16 protein-coding genes and 1 tRNA gene are annotated in these 24,089 nt (G+C 73.2%); 5 read left to right on the top strand and 12 right to left on the bottom strand.

Features of this window, described 5'->3' with window-relative positions; genetic code table 11:
• Positions 1–12: 12 nt before the first annotated feature.
• Entirely contained in the window at positions 13–1,101 is a 1,089-nt protein-coding gene (gene prfA / locus AB0873_RS06850) for a peptide chain release factor 1 (protein ID WP_155330512.1), read from the bottom strand.
• Between the two features lie 151 nt (positions 1,102–1,252).
• Positions 1,253–1,477, bottom strand: coding sequence for a 50S ribosomal protein L31 (gene rpmE / locus AB0873_RS06845; RefSeq protein ID WP_155330511.1), 225 nt, complete (start codon positions 1,475–1,477; stop codon positions 1,253–1,255).
• Positions 1,478–1,719: 242 nt separating this feature from the next.
• Here rpmE and AB0873_RS06840 point away from each other — a divergent pair, with 242 nt between their 5' ends.
• Complete coding sequence (locus tag AB0873_RS06840; protein ID WP_366598762.1) at positions 1,720–2,616, top strand: AAA family ATPase; 897 nt, start codon at positions 1,720–1,722, stop codon at positions 2,614–2,616.
• A 159-nt stretch (positions 2,617–2,775) separates the two neighbouring features.
• Here the strand turns inward: AB0873_RS06840 and AB0873_RS06835 are convergent, their stop codons facing one another.
• The 9 genes from AB0873_RS06835 to argS all read right to left on the bottom strand — a co-directional run bounded on the left by AB0873_RS06835 (position 2,776) and on the right by argS (position 20,220).
• Positions 2,776–6,273 (bottom strand): phosphodiester glycosidase family protein, encoded by a 3,498-nt coding sequence (locus tag AB0873_RS06835; protein ID WP_366598761.1) that lies wholly within the window; start codon positions 6,271–6,273, stop codon positions 2,776–2,778.
• Positions 6,274–6,443: 170 nt separating this feature from the next.
• Positions 6,444–8,462, bottom strand: coding sequence for a transcription termination factor Rho (rho, locus tag AB0873_RS06830; protein WP_366598759.1), 2,019 nt, complete (start codon positions 8,460–8,462; stop codon positions 6,444–6,446).
• A gap of 293 nt (positions 8,463–8,755) precedes the next feature.
• Positions 8,756–9,700 carry a homoserine kinase gene (gene thrB / locus AB0873_RS06825; RefSeq protein WP_155330507.1) on the bottom strand — a complete coding sequence of 315 codons (945 nt, stop codon included), beginning with the start codon at positions 9,698–9,700 and terminating at the stop codon, positions 8,756–8,758.
• 71 nt (positions 9,701–9,771) lie between these two features.
• On the bottom strand, positions 9,772–11,016 hold the full coding sequence (locus tag AB0873_RS06820) for an MFS transporter (protein WP_155330506.1): 1,245 nt from the start codon (positions 11,014–11,016) through the stop codon (positions 9,772–9,774).
• Between the two features lie 242 nt (positions 11,017–11,258).
• Positions 11,259–14,561, bottom strand: a complete 3,303-nt coding sequence (locus tag AB0873_RS06815; RefSeq protein ID WP_366598758.1) for an efflux RND transporter permease subunit — start codon at positions 14,559–14,561, stop codon at positions 11,259–11,261.
• Positions 14,562–14,683: 122 nt separating this feature from the next.
• A complete protein-coding gene (gene thrC, locus AB0873_RS06810; RefSeq protein WP_366598757.1) occupies positions 14,684–15,733 on the bottom strand; it encodes a threonine synthase in 1,050 nt (349 codons plus the stop codon).
• 111 nt (positions 15,734–15,844) lie between these two features.
• A complete protein-coding gene (locus tag AB0873_RS06805) occupies positions 15,845–17,158 on the bottom strand; it encodes a homoserine dehydrogenase (RefSeq protein ID WP_366598795.1) in 1,314 nt (437 codons plus the stop codon).
• 8 nt (positions 17,159–17,166) lie between these two features.
• Positions 17,167–18,552, bottom strand: coding sequence for a diaminopimelate decarboxylase (gene lysA / locus AB0873_RS06800; RefSeq protein ID WP_366598756.1), 1,386 nt, complete (start codon positions 18,550–18,552; stop codon positions 17,167–17,169).
• A gap of 3 nt (positions 18,553–18,555) precedes the next feature.
• Positions 18,556–20,220, bottom strand: coding sequence for an arginine--tRNA ligase (gene argS, locus AB0873_RS06795; RefSeq protein ID WP_155330501.1), 1,665 nt, complete (start codon positions 20,218–20,220; stop codon positions 18,556–18,558).
• A gap of 100 nt (positions 20,221–20,320) precedes the next feature.
• Between argS and AB0873_RS06790 the strand changes: the two genes are divergently transcribed.
• From AB0873_RS06790 to AB0873_RS06775, 4 genes are all read left to right on the top strand, one after another.
• Positions 20,321–21,106, top strand: a complete 786-nt coding sequence (locus AB0873_RS06790) for a DUF3105 domain-containing protein (RefSeq protein ID WP_155330500.1) — start codon at positions 20,321–20,323, stop codon at positions 21,104–21,106.
• Positions 21,107–21,114: 8 nt separating this feature from the next.
• Positions 21,115–21,783 carry a DUF305 domain-containing protein gene (locus AB0873_RS06785; protein WP_366598755.1) on the top strand — a complete coding sequence of 223 codons (669 nt, stop codon included), beginning with the start codon at positions 21,115–21,117 and terminating at the stop codon, positions 21,781–21,783.
• 198 nt (positions 21,784–21,981) lie between these two features.
• The gene (locus tag AB0873_RS06780) at positions 21,982–22,674 is read left to right on the top strand and encodes a winged helix-turn-helix domain-containing protein (protein WP_155334057.1); all 693 of its coding nucleotides are present in this window, start codon (positions 21,982–21,984) and stop codon (positions 22,672–22,674) included.
• A 293-nt stretch (positions 22,675–22,967) separates the two neighbouring features.
• A tRNA-Arg gene (locus AB0873_RS06775) sits at positions 22,968–23,042 on the top strand.
• Between the two features lie 84 nt (positions 23,043–23,126).
• On the opposite strand, the gene ligD is transcribed toward AB0873_RS06775, so the two are convergent.
• Positions 23,127–24,086 carry a non-homologous end-joining DNA ligase gene (gene ligD, locus AB0873_RS06770; protein WP_366598754.1) on the bottom strand — a complete coding sequence of 320 codons (960 nt, stop codon included), beginning with the start codon at positions 24,084–24,086 and terminating at the stop codon, positions 23,127–23,129.
• Between the last annotated feature and the right edge of the window lie 3 nt (positions 24,087–24,089).

Below are 24,089 nucleotides of genomic sequence, written 5' to 3'. Positions count from 1 at the left end.
GCGCCGCGGCGGTCAGCGGCGGGACAGCTCGGCGTCGCCCGCGAGGCGGGCGGCCCGGTCGGCCTCGGCGAGCGCGTCCAGCACGCCGTCGAGGTCCCCGGCGAGCGCCAGGTCCAGGTTGTACGCGGTGTAGCCGATCCGGTGGTCGGTGATCCGGTTCTGCGGGAAGTTGTACGTGCGGATCCGCTCGGAGCGGTCCACCGTCCGCACCTGCGCCTTGCGGGCGTCCGAGGCGGCCGCGTCGGCCTGCTCCTGGGCCGCCGCCAGCAGCCGGGCGCGCAGGATCCGCATCGCCTGCTCACGGTTCTGCAGCTGGGACTTCTCGTTCTGGCAGGAGACCACGATGCCGGTCGGCAGGTGGGTGATCCGCACCGCCGAGTCCGTGGTGTTCACCGACTGGCCGCCGGGGCCCGACGAGCGGAACACGTCGATCCGCAGGTCGTTCGGGTCGATCGTGACGTCGACGTCCTCGGCCTCCGGCAGCACCAGCACGCCGGCCGCGCTGGTGTGGATGCGGCCCTGCGACTCGGTGACCGGCACCCGCTGCACGCGGTGCACGCCACCCTCCCACTTGAGCCGGGACCACACGCCGTTGCCGCCCTCCGGCACGCCCTTGGTCTTGATGGCCAGCGAGACGTCCTTGACCCCGCCCAGGTCCGAGTCCTGCGCGTCGATCACCTCGACGAGCCAGCCGCGGCGCTCCGCGTACCGGGTGTACATCCGCAGCAGGTCGCCCGCGAAGAGGGCGGACTCCTCACCGCCCTCCCCCGCCTTGATCTCGACGATCACGTCCTTGGCGTCGTGCGGGTCGCGCGGGATGAGCAGCTCGGCGAGCCGCTCCTCCAGCGCCGGCAGCGTCGCCGCGATGGCCTCCGCCTCGGCGGCGAAGGCCGCGTCCTCGGCGGCCAGCTCCTTCGCCGCCGTCAGGTCCGCCCGGGCCTGCTCCAGCTCGGCGGCGGCCTTGTGCAGCGGCACCAGCTCCGCGTACCGGCGGCCGACCCGGCGGGCCGTGTTCTGGTCGGCGTGGATGGCCGGGTCGGCCAGCCGCTTCTCCAGCTCGGCGTACTCGTCGAGGAGGGCGGCCAGACGCTCGCTGCTCATGGGCGGTGCTCCTTCGACGACGGCGCTGGACGGTTGATGCCCCGACAGCGGGCGGGTGGCGGCCCCGGGCGGGCGGCGGCGCCCCAGGGGGTCGGAATACGGACGACGCCCGCGTCCGGCGGGAAACCGGACGCGGGCGCCGAACGGAAGGTTACTTGCCCTTCTTGGCCTGAACCTTGGCGTACTTCTGCTGGAACTTCGCCACCCGGCCGGCGGTGTCCAGGACGCGCTGCTTGCCCGTGTAGAACGGGTGGCAGGCGCTGCACGTCTCGACGTGGATGGTGCCGCCCTTGGCGGTGCTACGGGTGGTGAAAGTGTTGCCGCAGGAGCAGGTGACGTCGGTGGTCACGTACTCCGGGTGGATGTTGGACTTCATGTCGCCTCGGTCCTCTCGTCGGTGGTCGCCGGGTCGCCCCCGTCACGTGCTCCGACGGTGCAGGGCGTGAACCGGTACCGGTGGCCGATTGACCAGTGTGCCATGGGCGTACGCCGACCCGGCAATCGGGCCGCACAACGGGTCCGGCATCGACAACGTACGCCCGTCCTCCCGCATTCCCGGCCCGCGGCCGGGCATTCACCGGGACACGGCCGACCCCGACGGACGACACGGAGTGACCGATGGCCCGCCTGATCGCCACGCGGGGGCTCCCCGCCTCCGGCAAGACCACGTTCGCCCGGAAACTGCAGCCGTCCGTGGTCCGGGTGAACCGGGACGACCTGCGCCGGATGCTGCACGGCGAGCGGTTGTTCACCCAGCGGGCCGAGTGGCAGGTGACGCTCGTGCAGCGGGCCCAGGTGGAGGCGCTGCTGCGCTCCGGGGCGGACGTCTGCGTGGACGACACCAACCTTCGGTCGCGGACCCTGCGGGACTGGGCCGACCTGGCCGCCCGGTACGGCGCGGAGTTCGAGGTGCACGACTTCACCGACGTGCCGCTGGAGGAGTGCCTGCGTCGCGACGCCACCCGGCCGGAGGCCGACCGCGTCGGCGAGGCGGCGATCCGCCGCCTGCACGAGCGCTACCTGGAAGGGCGACCGCTGCCGTTACCGGTGCCCACGGCACGGGCGGGGCGGCCGGCGCAGGTGCACCCTCCGTCCGACGAGCCGCCCGAGATCGTCCTGGTCGACATCGACGGGACCGTCGCGTTGAACGTCTCCCGCAGTCCGTACGACATGACCCGGGTCGGCGAGGACGAGCCGAACCCGGCGGTGATCTCGGCGGTCCGGGCGATGCACGCCGCCGGATACGGCGTCATCTTCTGCTCGGGCCGGGACGCGTCGGCCCGCGCCACCACGGAGGCGTGGCTGGACCGGCACGTCGAGGTCCCCTACCTGGCGCTGCACCTGCGGGCGGTCGGCGACTCGCGGAAGGACTCGATCGTCAAGCGGGAGATCTACGAGCGCGAGGTCAAGGGCCGGTACCGCGTCGTCGGCGTCTTCGACGACCGGATGCAGGTGGTGCGGATGTGGCGTGAGCTGGGCCTGACCGTCTTCCAAGTCGCCGACGGCGACTTCTGAGGGGTAAGGAAAGGCCCCTTGTTAACGCCTCCGGTAGAGCAGGGGTCCCCTGTTGACACCTGAGGGCCCGCACCGGGTTCGGTGCGGGCCCTCGGGGTGTGGTGTTAATAAGGGGCCCTTCCTCTGCATGAGGCGTTGATAGGGGCCCTTCCTTTCGCCTCAGGCGGCGGGTGCCTCGGCTGCGGCGGTGAGGGCGACGGTTGCCTCGGCGCGGACGCCGTTGACCTCGACGGCGAGTTTCACCGAGGCGCCCGGGCGCAGCGCGGTGAGCCGGCCGGTGGCCGGGTCGAACCGGGCCACGTGCCAGGGCCGGAGCCCGAGCAGCGAGCCGACGTGCACGTTCGGCGACGCCGACCAGTCCGCGCTGACCGGGGCGGCCACCGGCACCGTACGGCCGCCGGGCTGGGTCACCGTCGCGGTGACGGTCGCCGGGGCGCCGACCGGGACGGTCGGCGGGGCGGTCACCGTGACCTGGTCGGCGTGGGCGTGGAACTCCGCGTCGACCCAGCGTGGGCCCTCGGCGAGCGGGTTCCGCCGGGCCCGGTCGGCCTCCGCCGGGGTCACCGGGTCCACGCCGTACTCGCTCCAGCCGGTGAAGCCGCCCTGGTCGGCCGGGCTGGACGGGTTCTTCCCCGAGTTGCCGTTGACGACGTACGGCACCCCGTCCACCCGGTCGGCGTGGAACGTGCCGACGTGGGCGCCGACGAAGAGCGCCCCCTTGCCGGTCCGGTGCTGGAAGTCGGCCAGCCACTGCTCCAGCAGGGCCGCCTCCTTGCGGTCACCGAGCTGGCTCGCCTTGACCGGGCTGGGGTCGCGGGGCGGGTGGTGGTGCAGCACGACCACCGAGCCGACGGTGGGATCCTTGGCGGCCGAGTCCAGCGCCTCGCGGAGCATCCGCACCTGCTCGAATCCGCCGCCGCGCAGGGTGCCGGTGGACGAGTTGAGGGTGACGAAGCGGGTTCCCTTGTGGTCGAAGACCCGCTCGGTGGCGCCGAACACCGCCCGGAAGTTGTCGATCGGCGCGCCCATGATCTCGTGGTTGCCGGGGACGTAGTGGTAGGGCACCTCCCCGCCGAGTTCCTCGTCGAACAGCCGCTTCGCGAGGGCGAAGTCCGCCGGGTACGCGGTGTCCACGAAGTCGCCGTTGACCAGCACGAAGTCCGGCTTGGCGGCCTTGACCTCGCGGAGCGTACGGCGGGCCTGGGCGACCAGGTCGCTGTCCGGGTTCGCCGCGACGAACTGGGCGTCGGAGAGCACCGCGAACCGCCAGGGCGCCCCGTCCACGGTGCCCTCGCGGACGACCACCCGGTCGGTCCGCGGCGCCTCGGCCGGCACGTCGACCGTCGGCGGCACCTTCGCCACCAGGTCGTCGATGACGACCTCGCTGCGGTACTGCGCGTCCGCCCGGGTCTCGGCGACGTAGAAGCGGCGGACCCGCAGCGGGTACTGCACACCGGAGGGCACGGTGAACTCGACGTACCGCCAGCCCGTCCAGGTCACCAGCGGCCCCCGCAGCACGTGCTGCGTGTTCTGCGCGTCGTGCAGGTGCAGGCTCGGCCACTCCCCGGTGCCGTTGCCGTGGATCCACATGCCGAACGCCTGCGGCTGACCGGGCACCTCGATCCAGGTGGGCGGGTCGGCGTACGCGGCCCGGGTGCCGGTGGACTGGCTGAAGTCGTACGTCATCCGCAGGCCGGTGCCGGTGCGGCCCGGCGCCGGCGCGACGGAGCCGCTGGCCCGGGCCTGGCTGAACCGCCACGACGCGGCGTCGTCGAAGGTGGCCACCGGCACGTCGTCGAGCCCGACGGTGACGGGGACGACCGTGGTGCTGCGCCCGACGCGGACGGTGACCAGCGCGGAGCCGGTGTCCCGCAGCGCCGTCACCGTCAGGTTGCCGTCGGCGGTCGGCGTGATGCGCAGCAGGTCCCGGTCGTAGTCGAGGGTCAGGTCGGCGGGCTCGATCGGCGCGGTGTTGCCCTCGGCGTCGTAGCCGACCACACCGAGGAGGGCCGTTCCGTCGGTGCCGTCCAGGCCGACCCGGTCCACGGTGGAGTCGATCCGGCTCAGCGGCCCGAGCACGGTGAGGTCGAGGGTGCCTCGCGCGCCGCCCCGCGACGCCGTGACGGTGACCTGGCCGGGCAGGCCGGCCCGGAACACGCCGTCGTTCACCTTCCCGTGCCCGGCCGGGTTGGCCCGCCAGGTCGGCTCGCCGGCCGCCGGCCCGTACGTCTCGTCGTGCCCGGCGGCGGTGATCCGGCGGGTCAGGCCGGGGAAGACCCGGTCGGGCCGGCCACCGCGCACGGGCGAGACGCCCGGCGCGCTGGTGGGGTCGCTCGCGGTCTCCAGCCAGTACCCGGCAAGCCGGCCGCTGCCCTGCGGGGCGTAGAGGGCGAGGCCGTTGGGGACGGCGCGCTCGGTGCCGTCGGACGGGCTGTTCTCCACCTGCACGCCGGCCGCGCCCGGTTCGCGGGCGAGCAGCGTCGAGGAGCCGCCGCCGTCGAGGTTCAGCGCGTGGTGGGCGCCGAGTTCGGCCATCATCCGGCCCATCTCGGTCTGGGTGACGCCGCGGCTGTCGACCTGCCGCCCGTCCACCGTCAGCATGATCATCTTTTGGCCGTCGGCGGAGAAGCCGACCGCGGTCCGCGGCGCCAGCGTGGGGTCGGCGATGCTCTGCACCACGCCGTCGCGGACCAGCACGTTGCCGCCGCCGACCGCCGCGTGCAGGGTGCCGCCGTCGGCGGGCCTCGGCCGGTAGGCGACGGTCACCGGGTCGCCAGGGCGCAGCCCGGCGAGGGCGTCGGCGCCGGCGTCCCGGCCGAGCAGCACGGTGGTGCCGGCGGGGATCGGGCCGCTGCCGGCCGTGGTGGCGACGCTGGTCACGCGACCGTCGACCACCGCGACCTCGGTGACGCGGGTGGCGCCCGCCACGGGACGTTCCCGGGTGTACGACCCCCAGAGCGCGGTGAACACGCCGATCCCGTTCGCCTGGACCATGTTGTTGAACTGGGTCAGTGGCACCGGACCGGTGGGCAGCGTCGCGGTGCCCTCGAAGTGCACCTCGACGACGCGGCCGAGCCCCTCGGTGGTGACGGCGACCGCGTTGCGGTGCCCGGCGACGGCGGACTGGACGAGCTGGCCGTCCTGGATGCCGACGCCCTGGGCGGCGCCCGAGTTGTTGATGTCGAAGAAGTCGCCGTTCACGGCGGCCACGGCGCGGGTGCGGTCGGCCGCAGCGCGCAGGGGCTCCGCTTTGCTGACCACGCCGGAGTTGACGTAGTCGACGGTGACACGGCCGGACAGGTCGGCGGTGAGCGCGTCGGCGCGCAGCCAGCCGTCGGCGTCGTACCGGTCGACGGAGGTGAGGTCGAGGCCCGGCGCCACCGGGCGGGTGGTCTTCGTGGTCTCCAGGCCTCCGGCCGGCTCGACGCCGGTCGTGGTCCGGGCCGCGCGGGTGGCCCCCGCCGGGTCCGCCGCCAGCGTGACCGCGCCTGCGGGGTGGGACGAGGCGCGGGGTGCGTCCTCGGCGGCCGTGGCGGACAGGGTGTTGGCGGGCGCGGCCACCGCGGCGGCGGGGACCGGGACGGCGGTGGCCGTGGTGAGCAGCGGCGTCAGCAGCAGGACGCCGGCGAGCCGGGTGGATCGTCTGCGGGTACGCATGGACCACAGTCAACCCGACGATGAACAGAAGTTTCAATACCGGACAGCTGAAGCGAAGGAAAACTTCGTCACCGGCGGCTCGGGCGCCCGTCCGCGCGGGTGGACCGACAGCGAGGGGGCGCGGCCGACTGGCCGCGCCCCCTCGTCTCATCTCGCCCCGGGAGGGAGGGTCACTCCCCCGGCGTCGACTTCGCGATCTGCATCAGGAACTCGATGTTCGTACGCGACTGCTTCAGCCGGTCCAGCAGGAGGTCGAGCGCCGCCTGCGAGTCCAGCGAGTGCAGCACCTTCCGGAGCTTGTGGACGATGGCCAGCTCCTCCGGCGCGAGCAGGATCTCCTCCTTGCGCGTGCCGGACGGGTGGATGTCGATGGCCGGGAAGGTCCGCTTGTCGGCGATCTTCCGGTCCAGCTTCAGCTCCGCGTTACCGGTGCCCTTGAACTCCTCGAAGATGACCGTGTCCGCCATCGAACCGGTCTCCACCAGCGCGGTGGCGAGGATGGTCAGCGAGCCGCCGTTCTCGATGTTGCGGGCCGCACCCAGGAACCGCTTCGGCGGGTACAGCGCGGTCGAGTCGATACCACCCGACATGATCCGGCCGCTGGCCGGCGCCGCCAGGTTGTACGATCGGCCGAGCCGGGTCACCGAGTCGAGCAGGACGACCACGTCGTGGCCCAGCTCGACCAGGCGCTTCGCCCGCTCGATCGCCAGCTCCGCGACGGTGGTGTGGTCCTGCGGCGGACGGTCGAACGTCGCCGCGATGACCTCGCCCTTCACCGACCGCTGCATGTCGGTGACCTCTTCGGGCCGCTCGTCCACCAGCACCACCATCAGGTGGCACTCCGGGTTGTTGCGGGTGATCGCGTTCGCGATCGCCTGGAGCACCATCGTCTTACCGGCCTTCGGCGGCGAGACGATGAGCGCCCGCTGGCCCTTGCCGATCGGCATGACCAGGTCGATCACCCGGGTGGTGAGGATGTGCGGCTCGGTCTCCAGGCGCAGCCGATCCTGCGGGTAGAGCGGGGTCAGCTTGTAGAACTCCGGCCGGCGCTTCGCCTCCTCCGGCTCCATCCCGTTGATGGTGTCCAGCCGGACGAGCGGGTTGTACTTGTCGCGCCGCTGCTCGCCGTCGCGCGCCGCACGCACCGCACCGGTGATCGCGTCGCCGCGCCGCAGACCGTACTTCTTGATCTGGGACATGGAGACGTAGACGTCGTTCGGGCCGGCCAGGTAGCCGGTGGTCCGGACGAAGGCGTAGTTGTCGAGCACGTCGATGATGCCGGCCACCGGAACGAGCACGTCGTCCTCGCTGACCTGCGGCTCGCGGCCGCCGTCGCCGCCCTCGGCCCGCTCACCACGGCCCCGCCGACGGTCCCGGAAACGGCTGCGCCGGCCGCGCCGGCCGCCGCCCTCGCCGTCGTCGTCGCCGTCGCCGTCGCGCTCGGCGCGCTGGCCCCGGTCACCGTTGCGGTCGCCGCGCTCGTTGCGGTCGCCGCGGTCAGCACGCTCGGCCCGCTCGTTACGGTCACCGCGCTCGCCGCGCTCGGCCCGCTCGTTACGGTCACCGCGATCGGCCCGCTCACCGCGCTCGGCCCGCTCACCGCGCTCACCGCGCTCGGCCCGCTCGTTACGGTCACCGCGCTCGGCGCCGCGCTCGGCGCCGCGCTCGGCACCGCGCTCGGCCCGCTCACGGCCGCCACGGCCCTCGCCCCGCTCGCCGGCCTCAGCCTCCTCGGGCCGGGTCTCGGCCCGCGTCTCGCCGGCCTCGCCGCCCCGGGCCTCGCTGGCCCCGCGGCCGCGCCGGCCGCGGGTGCGACCGGTCGTCTCGGCGGGCGCCGACTCGGCCGGCTGCTCCGCCCGCCGCTCAGCCGCCTCCGGCCGCTCGGCCGGCTCACGGACCTCGGCGTGGACCTCCTCCCGGGCAGGGGCGGCCGCAGCCGCCACCTCGGCCCGCGGTCGAGGGGTTCCGGTGGCGGCCCCGCCGCCCTGGCGCTCGGAGATCGCGCTGATCAGCTCGCCCTTGCGCATGCGAGCCGTGCCCGAGATGCCGAGCGACGCGGCCAGGCTCTGGAGCTCCGGCAGCAGCATCGCCGACAGGCCGGTGCCACTGCGTCGCCGACGGGTCGGAGCAGCGGACGTGGCATCAGCGACGTTGGAAACATCCGACGTCACGTCGGTGGTGTCGCTCAATGGATTCCTTCCCTCGATAGGCCGGGACTGCCCGGGTCGACATGCAGGTGGCCGGGCGGCCTCGGTGCACCCGCCTCGCAAGGACGCGTCGCGGGAGTCTGTGACACAGCAGCCGGTCGCTTTCCCGACTCACCGTCGTGGTGGGCGGGATCCGCCGTCTGCGGCGACCTGTGAAGACTGCGGTGCGGCGTGGGCCTAGGCAGGGGTGACGGGCTGACCGCCGAAAGCTTCGGGGGTGCGCCGACCCGCAGGAAGATCGCATGCTTCGCGGCTGTGCTAAGTCTAGAGCGTAATCAACTCTTCCGACCTGCGGCAACAGGGTCCCGCTCCGCGTGTCCCAGTCTACCCCGGACGACCCGGGCGCCGTGTGCCTCTATCGGCAACCGCCAGACCTGCCAATCTGTTCCCGGATGCAGGTCGGCGGGCGGCTCGGACAACGCCAGCACGGTCGGCCCCGCACCGGAGACCACAGCCGCCACACCAGCCCCACGCAGCTCATTCACCAGTGCAGCCGTCTCCGGCATGCCCTCGGCCCGGTAGCCCTGGTGCAGCCGGTCGACCGTGGCCGGCAGCAACAGCTCCGGCGCCGCGGTGAGAGCGTGCACGAGCAACGCGGCCCGGCCCGCGGTCAACGCCGCGTCGCCGTGCGGCACCGTCGGCGGCAGCGCGGCCCGCGCCGCGGCCGTGAGCCCACGCCCGGCCGGCACGAAGACCGTCGGCCGGACGCCGTCGGCGACGGGCAGCGACACCGCCCGGGCACCGGCCGGCTCCGTCCACGCCACGGTGAACCCGCCGAGCAGGCAGGGCGCCACATTGTCCGGATGGCCCTCGATCCGGGCGGCGAGCCGGAGCACCGCCGCGTCGTCCATCCGGCGGCCCCCGTCGACCACCAGCCCCCGGGCCAGCAGCACACCCGCGACGATCGCCGCCGACGAGGAGCCGAGCCCGCGTGCCTGCGGGATGCGGTTGACGCACTCCACCGACAGCCCCGGTGGCTGGCCACCGAGCTCGTCGAAGGCGGCCCGCATGGCGCTCACCACCAGGTGCCGCTCGTCGTCGGGCAGGTCGCCGGCCCCCTCACCGGTCACGCTCACGGTGACACCGTCGGTGGTGACCTCGGCGGCGACGTCGTCGTGCAGCGCCAGCGCCAACCCCAGGGCGTCGAACCCGGGCCCGAGGTTGGCACTGGTGGCGGGGACCCGCACCCGGACCGGGTCGGGCGTGAAAATTGTGGGCACGGGCTCATGCTAGGGCCGGGCACCGACGTCCCGGATCTCTGCCCGCACCGTGGGACCGGCCGGAACGGCGCCTACCGCGCGACCGACGGATCCGGCTCGGGGACCGGGTCGGTGAGGGAGAGCTTCCGGGTGGCGATCCGCCAGCCGACCGCGTAGACCAGGGTGACCAGGCCGCAGCCGGCCAGCACCACGCGCTCGTCGACGATGTCGACCACGGACGCCACCACCAGCTGGCTCACCGAGATGGCCAGCGTCGCCAGCATCATGTCGGTGGCGAAGACCCGGCCCCGCAGCCGGTCCGGCACCTCGCCCTGGAGGGCGAAGTTCGACATCACCCAGTTGCTGCCGCCCGCGAAATGCGCCACGAAGACCAGCGCGAGCACCAGCGGGAACCAGTCGACGACCGAGGTGCCGAGATAGGCCAGCCCGTAGAGCGACATGGACAACGCCAGGCCGGGCAGCAGCCAGGCCCGGTTGCCCAACACCCGCCGCATCAGGATCGGGCCCACCAGCGCCCCGGCGCCGCGTACCGCGAAGAGCAGGCCGGCGCCGGCCGCGCCCGCGCCGTAGACGCCGGCCAGCAGCGGGAACACCGTCAGCACCCCGTTGCCGAGACCGACCGCGGACTTCACCGTCACCAGAGCCAGTACCCGGGGCCGGTGCCCGATGTAGCCGAGCGCCTCGCGGACGGCCACCCAGGTCTGCTGCACCGGCCGGTCCCGGTCCCGGGGCGCCTGCAACGGCCGGCGGATCCGCGTCGCCAGGCCCGCCGCCAGGGCCAGGCCGCCCACCCCGACCCAGAAGCAGGCGTACGGGCCGACGGCGCTGCTCAGCACACCGCCGAGCGACGCGCCGACGATCGTCATCGTGCCCCAGGCGGAGCCCGCGACCGCGTTGCCGGCGGCCAGCTCGTCGGCGTCGAGCACGTTCGGCAGGGCGGCCTGGGCGGCCGGTGAGTAGAAGGCCTTGGCGACCGCCACCACGCCGATGCCGACCATCGCCAGCCACGCCGTGCCGGCGCTGCGTACGCCCAACAGCAGCAGCACGCCGAGCAGGGCGGCGATGTTGGCCCCGATCATGATCTTGCGGCGGTCGAAGCGGTCGGCCACCGTCCCGGTGTACGGCAGCAGCAGCGCCACGATGCCGGTGTCCACGGCGAGGACCAGTGCCCCCCACACCCCGCTGCCGGTCAGCGACGGCAGGAGCACCAGCAGCGGCACCATGACGAACCAGTCGGCGCCGAAGACCACCAGCTCGGCCAGGAAGAGGTTGCGGAAGTTCCGGTTGCGGCGCAGGACCGAGAGGATGGACGGCACGACCGCACCCTACCCAGCCGGCGCCTCACGTTCCGTCGGTGCGCGGACAGCACGCAGACCTGGATCGCCACGCCGTGGTTCCGGACCGGTTGTCCGCAGGTCGCGGTGGCCTGCCGCCGGTCGGCCACCGCCCACCGGGGGCCGGGCGCCCCCGACCCGGAGTCGGTCAACGCGGCTCCGCCGGGGCCCGGAGACGGCGGACGCCCCCGACCGTTGGTCGGGGGCGTCCGAGGCGAGCAGCCCTACTCGGTCGGCGGCAGCGGCGACGTGCGGCTCTTGGGCAGCCGCAGCACCTCGAACTGGTCGGTGCCGTCGACCAGCGCCGCCGAGGGAGCCGGCCGCCCCGTGGACGCGCTGCCCGACCCGGCGGCCGACGCGGCGGTCCCGGCGCCCGACCCGGTCCTCCCGGCGCCGGTCGCAGCCGGCTCCGGCTCGGCGGTCGGCTCGTCCCGCGCCGACCCGGCGTCCGTGGACGGGCCGGCCGGAGACCCGGGCACCACCCCGCGTCGGCGGTCGCGGCGGGCCCGGAGCGACTCCTTCGTGTGCTCCACCATCGCGTACAGGGTCGGCACCAGGACCAGGGTGAGCAGCGTCGAGCTGAGCAGACCGCCGATCACCACGATCGCCAGCGGCTTCGAGATGAAACCGCCCTCACCGGTGAGGCCCAACCCCATCGGCAGCAGCGCGAAGATCGTGGCGACGGCGGTCATCAGGATCGGCCGCAACCTGCGGCGACCGCCCTCGACGACCGCCTCCCGGACGCCCATGCCCTGCGCCCGGTACTGGTTGATCAGGTCGAGCAGCACGATCGCGTTGGTCACCACGATGCCGACGAGCATGAGCACGCCGATCAGCGCGGGAACCCCCAGCGGGGTGCCGGTGGCCAGCAGCAGGCCGATCGCCCCGGTCGCCGCGAACGGAACGGAGACCAGCAGGATCAGCGCCTGGGTCAGGCTCCGGAACGTCGCCACCATGATCAGGAAGACGATCGCGATGGCGGCCAGCACCGCTAGGCCCAGGTCGGCGAAGGCCTCCTCCTGGTCCGCGCTGACCCCGCCGATCGCGAAGGTCGCCCCCGGCACGTCGATCGCGTCCAGCTTCTTCTGCAGGTCCTGACTGATCCCTCCGAGGTTGGAGCCGGTGGCCGTACCGCTGACCGACACGCTGCGCTCGCCGTCGATCCGGGTGACCTGCTGCGGCCCGCCGACCGTGGTGACGTCGGCGATCGCGCCCAGCGTGACCGTACCGACCGGCAGGGCCTTGAGCTGGTCGAGCGAGAGCGGCGGCTGCGCCGTGGAGCGCAGCACCACGGCCTGCTGCCCGCCGTCGAGCGTCACCTGACCCAGCGGCGTGCCCCGGTACGCCTGTGCGACCAGCTGCCCCACGGCCGCCTCCGAGAGACCAACCCCGGCGGCCTTCGCCCGGTCGACGGTGACCTCGACCCGGTCCACCTGCGTGGCGAGGCTGGTCGTCACGTCCTCGACGCCGGAGAGGCCGTCCATCGCCGCCACCACCTCGTCGGCGGCCCGGGTCAGCGTCGCCGGGTCGGCGGCCTGCACGACCACCCCGAGCTGGTTGGCCGAGGCGCCTCCCTGCCCGGCCCCGAACCGGAACTCGCCGACGCCCGACCCGAGCGCGTCGAACTTCTCCCGCAGGACGCCGCGCATCTCCTTCGCGTCGGTGTCCCCGCCGAGCGCGACGTTCCAGGTGGCGACGTTGTTGCCGCCGGTGCCGGCCCACGGAGTGTCCCCGGACCCGGCGGTCAACTGGTACGTCTCGACGCCCTCGGTGCCGGCCAGCACCGCCTCGACCTTGCGGGCGGCCTCGTCCGTGCCAGTCAGGCCGGTGCCCGCCGGCAGCTCCTGGGTGATGGTCAGGGTGTCCTGGCCGGAGTCGTCCAGGAAGTTGGTCTCCAGCTGGCGGGACAGGCCGAACGTGCCGAAGAGGACCAGCACACCGAGCCCGAGGATGATCCAGCGGGTGGCCCGGGTACGGGTGGCGAAGCCGATGACCGGCAGGTACCCCCGCTGCAACGGGCTGCGCAGCTCCTTCTCCTCCGCCGCCCGGCGTACGTCCGCCTTCATGTCACCGGCCGGCTTGAGGAACCAGTACGCCAGCACCGGGATGACGGTCAGCGACACCAGCAGCGAGGCGAGCAGGGCCACCGTGACCGTGATCGCGAACGGCGCGAACAGCTGCCCGACGAACCCGCCCACCAGCGCGATCGGCGCGAACACGGCGACGGTGGTGAGCGTGGAGGCGGTCACCGCGCCGGCCACCTCGCGGACGGCGGTGAGGATGGCCTCCCGCTTGCCCTCGCCGTACTCCAGGTGCCGTTTGATGTTCTCCAGCACCACGATCGAGTCGTCCACCACCCGGCCGACCGCGATCGTCAGCGCGCCGAGGGTGAGCAGGTTGAGCGAGTAGTCGCCGATCCACAAAGCGATCAACGCGACCACCACCGACAGCGGGATGGAGACCGCGGTGACGACGGTGGACCGGACCGAGAGCAGGAAGACCAGGATCACCACGACCGCCATCACGAGACCCAGCAGGCCCTCGGTGGTGAGGCTCTCGATCGACTTCTCGACGAAGGGCGCCTGGTCGAAGACGACGGTCAGCTCGGCGCCGGACGCGCCGCGCAGGTCGGCGAGCCGGTCCCGGATCTCGTGCGAGATCTCCACCGCGTTGCCGTCCGGCGCCGCGGTGACGGCGACGCCCAGGCTGTCCTTGCCGTTGGTCCGCGTGATCGCCGTGGACGGCACGGGCTGCTGCTCGACGGTCGCCACGTCCCCAAGGCGGACCGCGGGCGGGGCGAGCACCAGGTTGCGCAGGTCGTCGAGGTCGGCCAGCGGCGTACCGACCTGGACCGGGAGCGTCCGGCCCTCGACGACCACCGCACCGGCGGGGACCACGACGCCGTTGGCCCGCAACGCCTCACCGATCGCGCTCGGCCGGATCCCGGCCGCCGCGAGCTTGGCCTGGTCCGGCGTGACGGCCACGACCTCGTCGCGGGTGCCGGTCACCTCGACGGTACGGACACCCTCGATCGCCTCCAGCTCGGGCACGACCGTGTCGCGGAGCTTCTCGCCGAGCGCGCGCAGGTCGCCGCCGGACGCGGCGAGCACCACCGCCGGCAGGTCGTCCGTTCCACCGGCGAGGACCTGGGGGTCGACCCCCTCGGGCAGTTGGGCGTCGACGCGGTTGAGCGCGGTCTGCATCTTGTTGACCACGTCGTCCAGGTCGGTGCCGAACTCGTACTGCACCTGGACGGTCGTCGAACCCTCACGCGAGGTCGAGGTGATCTTCTCCAGCCCCGGGATGCCCTGGAGGCTGTTCTCGATCGGCTCGGTGACCTGCGACTCGACGACCTCCGGACCGGCACCGGGGTACGCCGCCACGACGAACGCGGCCGGGAACTCCAGCGACGGCAGGAGTTGCTGCTTCAGCGACGGCACGGCGAACGCTCCGAACGCCGTGGCCACCACCGCGATGAGGGCGACCAGCCCTCGGTTGGCGAGACTGAATCTGGCGAGCAGCGACATCGGCTGGACTCACTCCTGGAGAGGACCTGCGGGCGGGTGGGGAAAGTGTGCCCCACCCGATCTCGGCGGTTCCTGTGGGGCTCCACGGCGGTCCCGCCGACGGGACCGTCACCGGGAGCGGATCACACCAGGTCGAGAGAGCGGGCCGCGGCCAGCGGATCGTTGGCGATGGTGACCGGCGCCGGGGCCGTGGAGATGGCCCACTCCGGGTCCTTCAGGCCGTGACCGGTGACGGTGCAGACCACCGTCGAACCGGCCGGCACGGCGCCGCCGGCGGCCTGCTGGAGCAGCCCCGCGACGCTGGCCGCGCTGCCCAACTCGACGAAGATCCCGACCTCCCGGGCGAGCAGCCGGTACGCGGCCAGGATCTCCCGGTCGGTGACCGCGGCGATCAGGCCACCGGAGGCGTCCCGGGCGTCGAGCGCCTTCGTCCAGCTCGCCGGGTTGCCGATCCGGATGGCGGTGGCGATGGTCGACGGCTCGCGGACCACCTGGCCGGTGACGATCGGCGCCGCCCCGGACGCCTGGAAGCCGTACATCTTCGGGGTCCTCGTGACGTTGCCGGCGTCCCGCTCCTCCGAGTAGCCCAGCCAGTAGGCGGAGATGTTGCCGGCGTTGCCGACCGGCAGGCAGTGGATGTCCGGGGCGTCGCCGAGCGCCTCGACGATCTCGAACGCGGCCGTCTTCTGGCCGTGCAGCCGGTCGATGTTCACCGAGTTGACCAGGGCGACCGGGTAGTCCTGGGCGAGCTTCGCGGCCAGCGCCAGGCAGTCGTCGAAGTTGCCGCTCACCTGGAGCAGCCGGGCGCCGTGCACGAGCGCCTGGGCGAGCTTGCCCAGCGCGATCTTGCCCTGCGGCACGAGCACCGCGCAGGTCAGGCCGGCGCGGGCGGCGTACGCGGCGGCCGAGGCGCTGGTGTTGCCGGTGGACGCGCAGATGATCGCCTTGTTGCCGGCCTCGACCGCCTTGGAGACCGCGACCGTCATGCCCCGGTCCTTGAAGGAGCCGGTCGGGTTGGCCCCCTCGACCTTCAGCCAGACGTCGCAGCCGATCCGGGACGACAGCACCGGCGCGGGCAGCAGCGGCGTGTTCCCCTCGTGCAGGGTGACGACCGGAGTGGCGTCGGTGACCGGCAGCCGATCCCGGTACGCGTCGATGAGACCCCGCCACATGTCGTACTCCTCCGCCTCTGCTCCCGGCCGCGCCGGGTCACGTCAAGCCTGGACCAGCCGCCCCGGGCGGCCTCCGGTGGACCCTGCGCCACCCACCAGGCGGGACACGGGTCAGGCCCCGCCCTCGACCCGCAGCACGCTGGCCACCGACCGGACGATGTCCAACCCGCGCAGCTCGCGGACGGTCGCGGCGAGCGCGGCGTCCGGCGCGACGTGGGTGACGATGACCAGGTCGGCGTCCTCGCCACGGCCGGCCGCGCCGCCCCCCGCGGGGCCCTGCCGGACGGTGGCGATCGAGACGTCGTGCCGGGCGAACACACCGGCCACCGCCGCCAGCACACCCGGCCGGTCGGTCACGTCGAGGCTGATGTGGTAGCGCGTCAGCGCCTCCCCCATCGGCCGCACCGGCAGGTCGGCGTACGCGGACTCACTGGCCGCCCGGACCCCGGCGAGCCGGTTGCGGGAGACCGCCACCACGTCGCCGAGCACGGCGCTGGCGGTCGGCGCGCCCCCCGCGCCCCGGCCGTAGAACATGAGCTGCCCGGCCGCCTCCGCCTCGACGAAGACCGCGTTGAACGCGTCGCCGACGCTGGCCAGGGGGTGGGTCAGCGGGATCATCGCCGGGTGCACCCGGACGCTGACCGTCTCGCGGCCGGCCGCGTCGGCGCCCCGGGCGGCGATGCAGAGCAGCTTGATGGTGCAGCCCATCGCCTTGGCGCTGGCCACGTCGGCGGCGGTGACCTCGGTGATCCCCTCGCGGTGCACGTCGGCCGCGCTGACCCGGGTGTGGAACGCCAGCGAGGCGAGGATCGCGGCCTTCGCCGCCGCGTCGAAACCCTCCACGTCGGCCGTCGGGTCGGCCTCGGCGTACCCCAGCTCGGTCGCCTCCTCCAGCGCCTCGGCGAAGCCGGCGCCGGTGGCGTCCATCGCGGAGAGGATGAAGTTGGTGGTTCCGTTGACGATGCCGGTGACCCGGGTGATCCGGTCGCCGTGCAGCGACTCGCGCAGCGGCCGCAGCAGCGGGATCGCGCCGGCCACCGCCGCCTCGTAGTAGAGGTCGCCGCCGCCCTCGGCCGCCGCGTCGTGCAGCGCGCCGCCGTCCTCGGCGAGGAGCGCCTTGTTCGCCGTGACGACGCTCTTGCCGGCCCGCAGCGCCTCCACCAGCCAACCCCGGGCCGGCTCGATGCCGCCGACCACCTCCACCACGACGTCGACGTCGTCGCGTTTGATCAGGCCGAGCGGGTCGGTCGTGAACAGCGTCGGGTCGACCGGCAGGTCGCCGCGGTCACGGCCGACCCGGCGGACGGCGATGCCGGCGATCTCCAGCGGCGCGCCGATCCGGGCGGCGAGGTCGGCGGACTGCTCGTGCAGCAGCCGGACCACCTCGCTGCCGACCGTGCCGCAGCCGAGCAGCGCCAAACGCACAGGTGACGTCATCCCACATCCAAAGCGAGCAGGTCCTCTTCGGTCTCCCGCCGGACGATCAGGCGCGCCCGGCCGTCCCGCACCGCGACGACCGGCGGGCGCGGCACGTGGTTGTAGTTGCTGGCCATGCTCCGGCAGTACGCACCCGTGCCGGGCACCGCGACAAGATCTCCGGGCTGCACGTCGGCGGGCAGGAATTCATCCTTCACCACGATGTCCCCGGACTCACAATGCTTTCCCACCACGCGGGCGAGCATCGGCTCGGCGGCGCTCGCCCGGGAGGCCAGGGTCGCCGAGTACGACGCGTCGTACAGCGCGGTGCGGATGTTGTCGCTCATGCCCCCGTCGACGCTCACGTACGTCCGGATCCCGTCGACGTCCTTGACGGTGCCCACCTCGTACAGGGTGAACACGGCCGGCCCGACGATCGCCCGGCCCGGCTCGATGGACAGGTGCGGCACGGCCAGCCGCTCGGCGGCGCACTCCGAGTCGACGATCTTGCGCAGCCGCTTCGCCAGGTCGGCCGGCGTCGCCGGGTCGTCCTGGGTCGTGTACGCGATGCCGAAACCGCCGCCCAGGTCCAGCTCGGGCAGTTCCACGCCGCGCGCGTCCCGGATCTGCGCCTGCAGCGCGAGCACCCGGCGGGCGGAGACCTCGAAGCCGCTCGCGTCGAAGATCTGCGACCCGATGTGCGAGTGCAGGCCACGCAGCTCCAGCACGTCCTCGTCGAGGATGCGCAGCGCGGCGGCGATCGCCGCGCCGCCGGCCAGCGAGAAGCCGAACTTCTGGTCCTCGTGGGCGGTGGCGATGAACTCGTGGGTGTGCGCCTCGACGCCGACGGTCACCCGGACCAGCACCCTCGGCCGGACGCCCCGCTCCCGCGCCAGCGCCGTCAGCCGGTCGATCTCCTGGAACGAGTCGACGATGATGCGGCCCACCCCGGCGTCCAGCGCCCGGGTCAGCTCCCCGACCGACTTGTTGTTGCCGTGGAAGCCGATCCGCTCCGGCGGCATCCCGGCCGAGAGCGCGGTGGCCAGCTCCCCACCGGTGCAGACGTCGAGGTACAGGCCCTCCTCGGCGATCATCCGGACCACCGCGCGGCAGAGGAACGCCTTGCCGGCGTAGTAGACGTCCTCGGTGGGGAACGCGGCGCGGAAGTCACGGCAGCGGCCGCGCAGGTCGTCCTCGTCCAGCACGTACACCGGGGTACCGAACTCGGCCGCGACGTCGCGGACCGGGAGGCCCGCGACCGCCAGCGCGCCGTCGGCCCCGCGCGCGACGTTGCGCGGCCACAGCGCCGGCACCAGGGCGTTGACGTCGACCGGCGTACGCAGCCAGGCCGGCCCCCGGCTGCCGATGTCCCCGTGCAGGGCACCGGCCTCGTGAGCGCGCATGGGTTACATCCTCTCCGGGGCGGAGACGCCGAGCAGGTGCAGGCCGTTGGCGATGACCACGCGGGTCGCGTCGTTCAGCCAGAGCCGGGCGCGGTGCAGGTCGGTGACCTCCTCGTCGCCGCGCGGCAGGATCCGGCAGTTGTCGTAGAACCGGTGGTACGCCCCGGCCAGGTCCTCCAGGTACCTCGCCACCCGGTGCGGCTCGCGCAGCTCGGCTGCGGCCGCCACCACCGCGGGGAACTCGGCGAGCGCCTTGAGCAGCTCGTTCTCCTTCTCGTGGTCGAGCAGCTCGGGCCGGAAGGCCGCCGCGTCGCCCCGGGTCAGGCCGACCTCCGCGGCGTTGCGCCCGACACTCGCCGTACGGGCCGCGACGTACTGCACGTAGTAGACCGGGTTGTCGCGGGTGGCCCGCGTCCACAGCTCGATGTCGATGTCGATGGGCGAGTCGCTGGAGTAGCGCGCCAGCGCGTACCGGGAGGCGTCCACGCCGATCGCCTCGACCAGGTCCTCCAGGGTGACGACGGTGCCGAACCGCTTGCTCATCCGCACCGGCACGCCGTCGCGCACCAGGTTGACCAGCTGGCCGATGAGGATCTCCAGGTTGCGGGCCGGGTCGTCGCCGAAGCAGGCGGACATCGCCTTCATCCGGCCGAGGTAGCCGTGGTGGTCGGCGCCGAGCATGATCACGACCCGCTCGAAGCCCCGCTCCCGCTTGTCCAGGTAGTACGCGCAGTCGGCGGCGAAGTACGTCCACTCGCCGTTGGACTTGCGCAGCACCCGGTCCTTGTCGTCGCCGAAGTCGGTGGTGCGCAGCCAGACGGCGCCGTCGGCCTCGTACGTGTTGCCCTGCTCCCGCAGCCGGTTGAGCGCGTGGTCCAGCTCACCCCGGTCGTGCAGGTCCTTCTCGTTGAAGTAGGTGTCGAACTCCACGCCGAAGTCGCGCAGCGAGGACTTGATCTCGGCGAACATCAGCTCGACGCCCTCGACCCGGAACACCTCCTGGGCGGCGGCGTCGTCGAGCGTCAGCACCTCCGGCCGCCGGGCCTTCACCTGCTCCGCGATCTCCGCGATGTACGCCCCGGCGTAGCCGTCCTCGGGGGCGGGCTCGCCCTTGGCGGCGGCGAGCAGCGACCGGGCGAAGCGGTCGATCTGCGAGCCGGCGTCGTTGAAGTAGTACTCCGTGCCGACGTCGGCGCCGGTCGCGCGCAGCAGCCGGCTCAGCGCGTCACCCACGGCCGCCCAGCGGACCCCGCCGATGTGCACCGGGCCGGTCGGGTTCGCCGACACGAACTCCAGGTTGATCTTCTGCCCGGCGAGCCGGTCGCTCCGGCCGTACTCCGCGCCCGCCTCGACGATCGCGCGGGCGAGCTGGCCCGCGGCGGCCGCGTCGAGACGGATGTTGAGGAAGCCCGGGCCGGCGATCTCCACCGACTTGACCCCCGGGGCCCGGCCGAGCTGCTCGGCCAGGCCGGCGGCCAGCTCCCGCGGCGGCACGCCCACCTTCTTGCTGAGCTGGAGCGCCAGCGTCGAGGCGTAGTCGCCGTGCTCGGGGTTTCGGGGTCGCTCCACCGCCGTCCGCTCCGGCAGGGCGGAACGGTCCAGGCCCCGCTCGGTGAAGACGGCGTGGGCTGCGGTGAGGACGACCTCGGCGAGTTCTGCGGGAGTCACCGAACCATGTTATCGGGGGTAGACTCGGTCCCCGCGGCGGCGACCCAGCATGTGAACCCGGCCCGCCAGATCCCCTGACCGACCGACCTGACGAGGCACGATGAGCATCAGCACCCCGGGCGGCCCGGAGCGCCGTCCGACCGTGGTCAGCACCGGCAAGAGGCCGGGCGCGGGCAAACCGGCCGCCGGTAAGGCCGGGTCCGGCAAGCCGGCGGGTACCCCGCGCGCGGGCGGCAAGGGCCCCCGCAAGCCGATCGCCCCGGTGAAGGTCAGCCAGGGCCGCAGCTGGGGCCCGATCGCGCTGTTCGTCGCCGTCGGCGTGCTCGCCGTGGCGATCATCGGCTACGGCGCGTGGGCGACCTTCCAGGGTTCGAAGCCGTGGGACGACCGGGCGAACGCGATCGACGGCATCGTCAACTTCCGCGAGAAGGACCCGGACCTGGTCAAGGGCGGCAACCACCAGCAGGGCTCGATCACGTACCCGGTGCTGCCCCCGGTCGCCGGCCCGCACAACGACGCCTGGCAGAACTGCATGGGCGACGTCTACGACGCCCCGATCGCCAACGAGCACGCGGTGCACAGCCTGGAGCACGGCGCGGTCTGGATCACCTACCAGCCGAACCTGCCGGCCGACCAGGTCGAGAAGCTCGCCGAGAAGGTGCGCGGCAACGAGAAGCTGTTCATGAGCCCGTACGAGGGCCTCGACAAGCCGATCTCGCTGCAGGCGTGGGGCTACCAGCTCAAGGTCGACAACGCCGACGACGGCCGGATCGACGAGTTCATCAAGACCCTGAAGGTGAACGCCTCGATCGAGGGTCCGACCGCCCTCTGCAACCAGGGCGTCACCGCCACCGGCACCACTCCCCGTCAGTTGCAGCAGCAGTAAGGACTGCCATGACCGCGCCCACGACCCTCGACAGCGACAGCGGCGAGACCACGGCCACCGGGGACGGTGACCGGGTGTCCGCCCGCCGGTTCGGCACCCTCGCGGTGGCCCTCGCCGTCGTGGTCGGTCTCCTGCTCGGGTACGCGGGGGGGCTGCTCACCCCCCGCGTCACCCGGCCGGGGGACGCCTCGGTCGAGGCGGGCTTCGCGCGGGACATGACCACCCACCACGCCCAGGCGGTCGAGATGGGGCTGATCGCGTTCCAGCGCGGCACGGACCAGGAGGTCCGGACGATCGGCGGCGACATCGCCCTCGCCCAGCAGGGCGACATCGGCACCATGCAGACGTGGCTGCGGTCCTGGGGGCTTGACCCGACCGGCTCCCAGCCCCGGATGGCGTGGATGCCGGACGGGACCGAGATGGTCCGTGACGGGCTGATGCCCGGGATGGCGACCCCGGAGCAGATGGCACAGCTGCGCGAGGCGCAGGGCAAGGAGTTGGACGTCCTCTTCCTGGAGCTGATGATCACGCACCACCTCGGCGGCATCCACATGGTCGACGCCCTGCTCGACGCCAGCGACGAGCCGGACGTGGTCCAGGCCGCGCAGACCATGAAGAACACGCAGCAGACCGAGCTGACCAACCTGCAGAACGCGCTGAAGCGCATCCAGGGCTGAGTCCGCTCCGGCGCCGTGGAGAGGCCCGCACCGCCCGTCTGGTGGTGCGGGCCTTCTGCGTCGGGCGGACATGGTGCGCCAGAACGCGGTCGACTTGCCCGTTTCGGGCGCTGTGGGCTACTCGACCGAATCCATCACTAAGAGAAGTTTCTCCACACATATCGTGACCAGTTGCGATTCGGGCTCGTTGCGCAGGACGTGGGGGTTGCACTGAGAGACGCGCGGCGTTCGGTCACCAGCTGGTGCCGGCGCCACACCATCGGCGGTGACGGGGCGGTGGCGGCCGTCCGTCGCGGACAGCGGCAGGGCGAGCCGGGAATGCTCAGCCGCGAACAGGAACTCGAACTGATCGACACGCTGCGGGGCAGCTACCCCGACGCGTTTGGCCTGGACGAGGAGCTCTGGACGCGACAGAGCCTGCACACCCTCATCCAGAGCCGGTTCGAGCTGCCGATGGACGCGGGGGCGGTCGGGGCGTACCTGCGGGCCTGGGGGTTGGGTCCGCGGGAGCCCCGCGAGCGCGCCTGCGGGCTCTGCGTGGGCGCGGTCGAGCGGTGGGTACGCACCGAGTACCCGGCCATCACCCGCGCCGCCCAGGAGCACCTGGCGGAGGTGTACTGGCTCGGGCGGGTCCGGCTGCGGGGGACGATGCCGGCCGCCGACGTGATCTCCGCCGTCTCGTCCCGAGGCCGCGTCCGCTTCATGATCACCACGCCGTCGGTCGACCCACCGCTGCCCCGAGACTTCGTGCTCCGGCTGAGCGGTGCGGAGCAGCGCACCGTGCACCTGATCGTGGACGGCTCCTGGCCGCGCAACGAGTGGCCCCGCCGACTGCCCCGCCGGATCGTGCTGCACCCGCTGCCCAGCTGCGGCCGGGCCGTCGCCGCCTGAGCCACCCGGCGAGTACGCGCCGTCCTCCCTTTGCTCTGCTTCAACCGGCGCACCGGAATCGGCCCCGGACCGATGCGTGGGTTGAAGCAGAGCAAAGGGGCCGGGTCAGGTGTGCTGCCCCACGCCCCGTGGCGGTTCGGCGCGGCGTTCCGGCCCTCCCCGCGGCCGGAACGCCGTGATCGACCGGAGTGCGAGGTCCGAACGGCGGGCAGGGCGCGGCGACACGGAGCCGATCTGCCGGATACCGATTCGGCGATCGCGGGCGGCGTTTGCTAGTCTTCTCCAGTCGCTGAGCCCCCGTAGCTCAGGGGATAGAGCACCGCCCTCCGGAGGCGGGGGCGCAGGTTCGAATCCTGCCGGGGGCACCAGAGAGACCGAGAAGCCCGGGCCACCGCCCGGGTTTTTCCATGTCCGGGGGCCGTACGACGACCGGGCGAGGCTGTCCGCGTACCTCAGTCGGCGGCGCGGCGGGCGCGGGCCCGGCGCTTCCCCTCGTGCATGGCCTGCACGCGGGCGACGGGGATCGTGTGGCCCTCGGCGACCAGGTCGTCCGGGAGCTTCCGCGGCGCGGGCATCGCGTCCGCCCACGGGTCCTGCCCGGCCAGCAGCGCGGGCGCCGTCCCGATGGTGAAGTCGGCCGGCGTGACCGCCGGCAGGTCGTCCCAGGAGACCGGGAACGAGACCGGCACCCCGGGCCGCAGCCGGGGGCTGTACGCGGCGACCACTGTCGCGCCGCCCGCCCGGGTGGAGTCGATGAAGACCTTCCCGCCCCGGTCCTCCCGGATGAAGGCGGTCGTCGCGAGGTCCGGGTCGAGGCGGGCGGCGCGGGAGGCGAGCGCCCGCGTGGCGGCGGCCATGTCCTCGGCCGTGGCGTCGCCCCCGACCGGGACGAACACGTGCACCCCCTTCGCCCCGCTGGTCTTCACCGCGCCGGCGAGACCCGCATCGGCGAGCGCCCGGCGGACCAGCAGGGCGGCGGCCACCGCCGTTCCGAACGGTGCGCCCTCCGGCGGGTCGAGGTCGAGCACCAGGTGGGTCGGGCGGTGCAGGTCGGCGACCGTGGCGAGGGTCGGGTGGTACTCCACCGCGCGCTGGTTGGCGAACCAGAGCAGGGTGCGCCGGTCGTCGCAGAGGGCGTACGAGACCTCCCGGTGCGAGGCCTCGGCCCACACGCCGGTGCGGCGGACCCAGTCCGGCGTGTACCTCGGCAGGTTCTTCTGCATGAACGGCGGTTGACCGGGGCGCACCCGCACCACCGACAGCGGCCGGTCCCGCAGGTGGGGCACGATCCGCTCGCTGACCGCGTCGAGGTAGTCGACCAGGTCCCGCTTGGTCGCACCGGCACCGTCGAACAGCGGCTGATCCAGGTTGGTCAGCGTGACCCCGTCCCGGGTCTCCTCGGCCCCGCCCATCCG

The organism is Micromonospora sp. NPDC047707 (genome assembly GCF_040704235.1).
Lineage (GTDB): Bacteria > Actinomycetota > Actinomycetes > Mycobacteriales > Micromonosporaceae > Micromonospora.
Note: the sequence above shows the minus strand (reverse complement) of the source record. Positions and strands in the feature narration are given on the sequence as shown.

Bases quoted from the DNA above. Each gene is read 5' to 3' on its own strand.
- rpmE (WP_155330511.1), bottom strand. From the start codon at position 1,477: ATGAAGTCCAACATCCACCCGGAGTACGTGACCACCGACGTCACCTGC.
- AB0873_RS06815 (WP_366598758.1), bottom strand. From the start codon at position 14,561: ATGTCGCTGCTCGCCAGATTCAGTCTCGCCAACCGAGGGCTGGTCGCC.
- thrC (WP_366598757.1), bottom strand. From the start codon at position 15,733: ATGTGGCGGGGTCTCATCGACGCGTACCGGGATCGGCTGCCGGTCACC.
- AB0873_RS06835 (WP_366598761.1), bottom strand. From the start codon at position 6,273: ATGCGTACCCGCAGACGATCCACCCGGCTCGCCGGCGTCCTGCTGCTG.
- prfA (WP_155330512.1), bottom strand. From the start codon at position 1,101: ATGAGCAGCGAGCGTCTGGCCGCCCTCCTCGACGAGTACGCCGAGCTG.
- lysA (WP_366598756.1), bottom strand. From the start codon at position 18,552: ATGCGCGCTCACGAGGCCGGTGCCCTGCACGGGGACATCGGCAGCCGG.
- ligD (WP_366598754.1), bottom strand. From the start codon at position 24,086: ATGGGCGGGGCCGAGGAGACCCGGGACGGGGTCACGCTGACCAACCTG.
- AB0873_RS06790 (WP_155330500.1), top strand. From the start codon at position 20,321: ATGAGCATCAGCACCCCGGGCGGCCCGGAGCGCCGTCCGACCGTGGTC.
- AB0873_RS06785 (WP_366598755.1), top strand. From the start codon at position 21,115: ATGACCGCGCCCACGACCCTCGACAGCGACAGCGGCGAGACCACGGCC.
- AB0873_RS06840 (WP_366598762.1), top strand. From the start codon at position 1,720: ATGGCCCGCCTGATCGCCACGCGGGGGCTCCCCGCCTCCGGCAAGACC.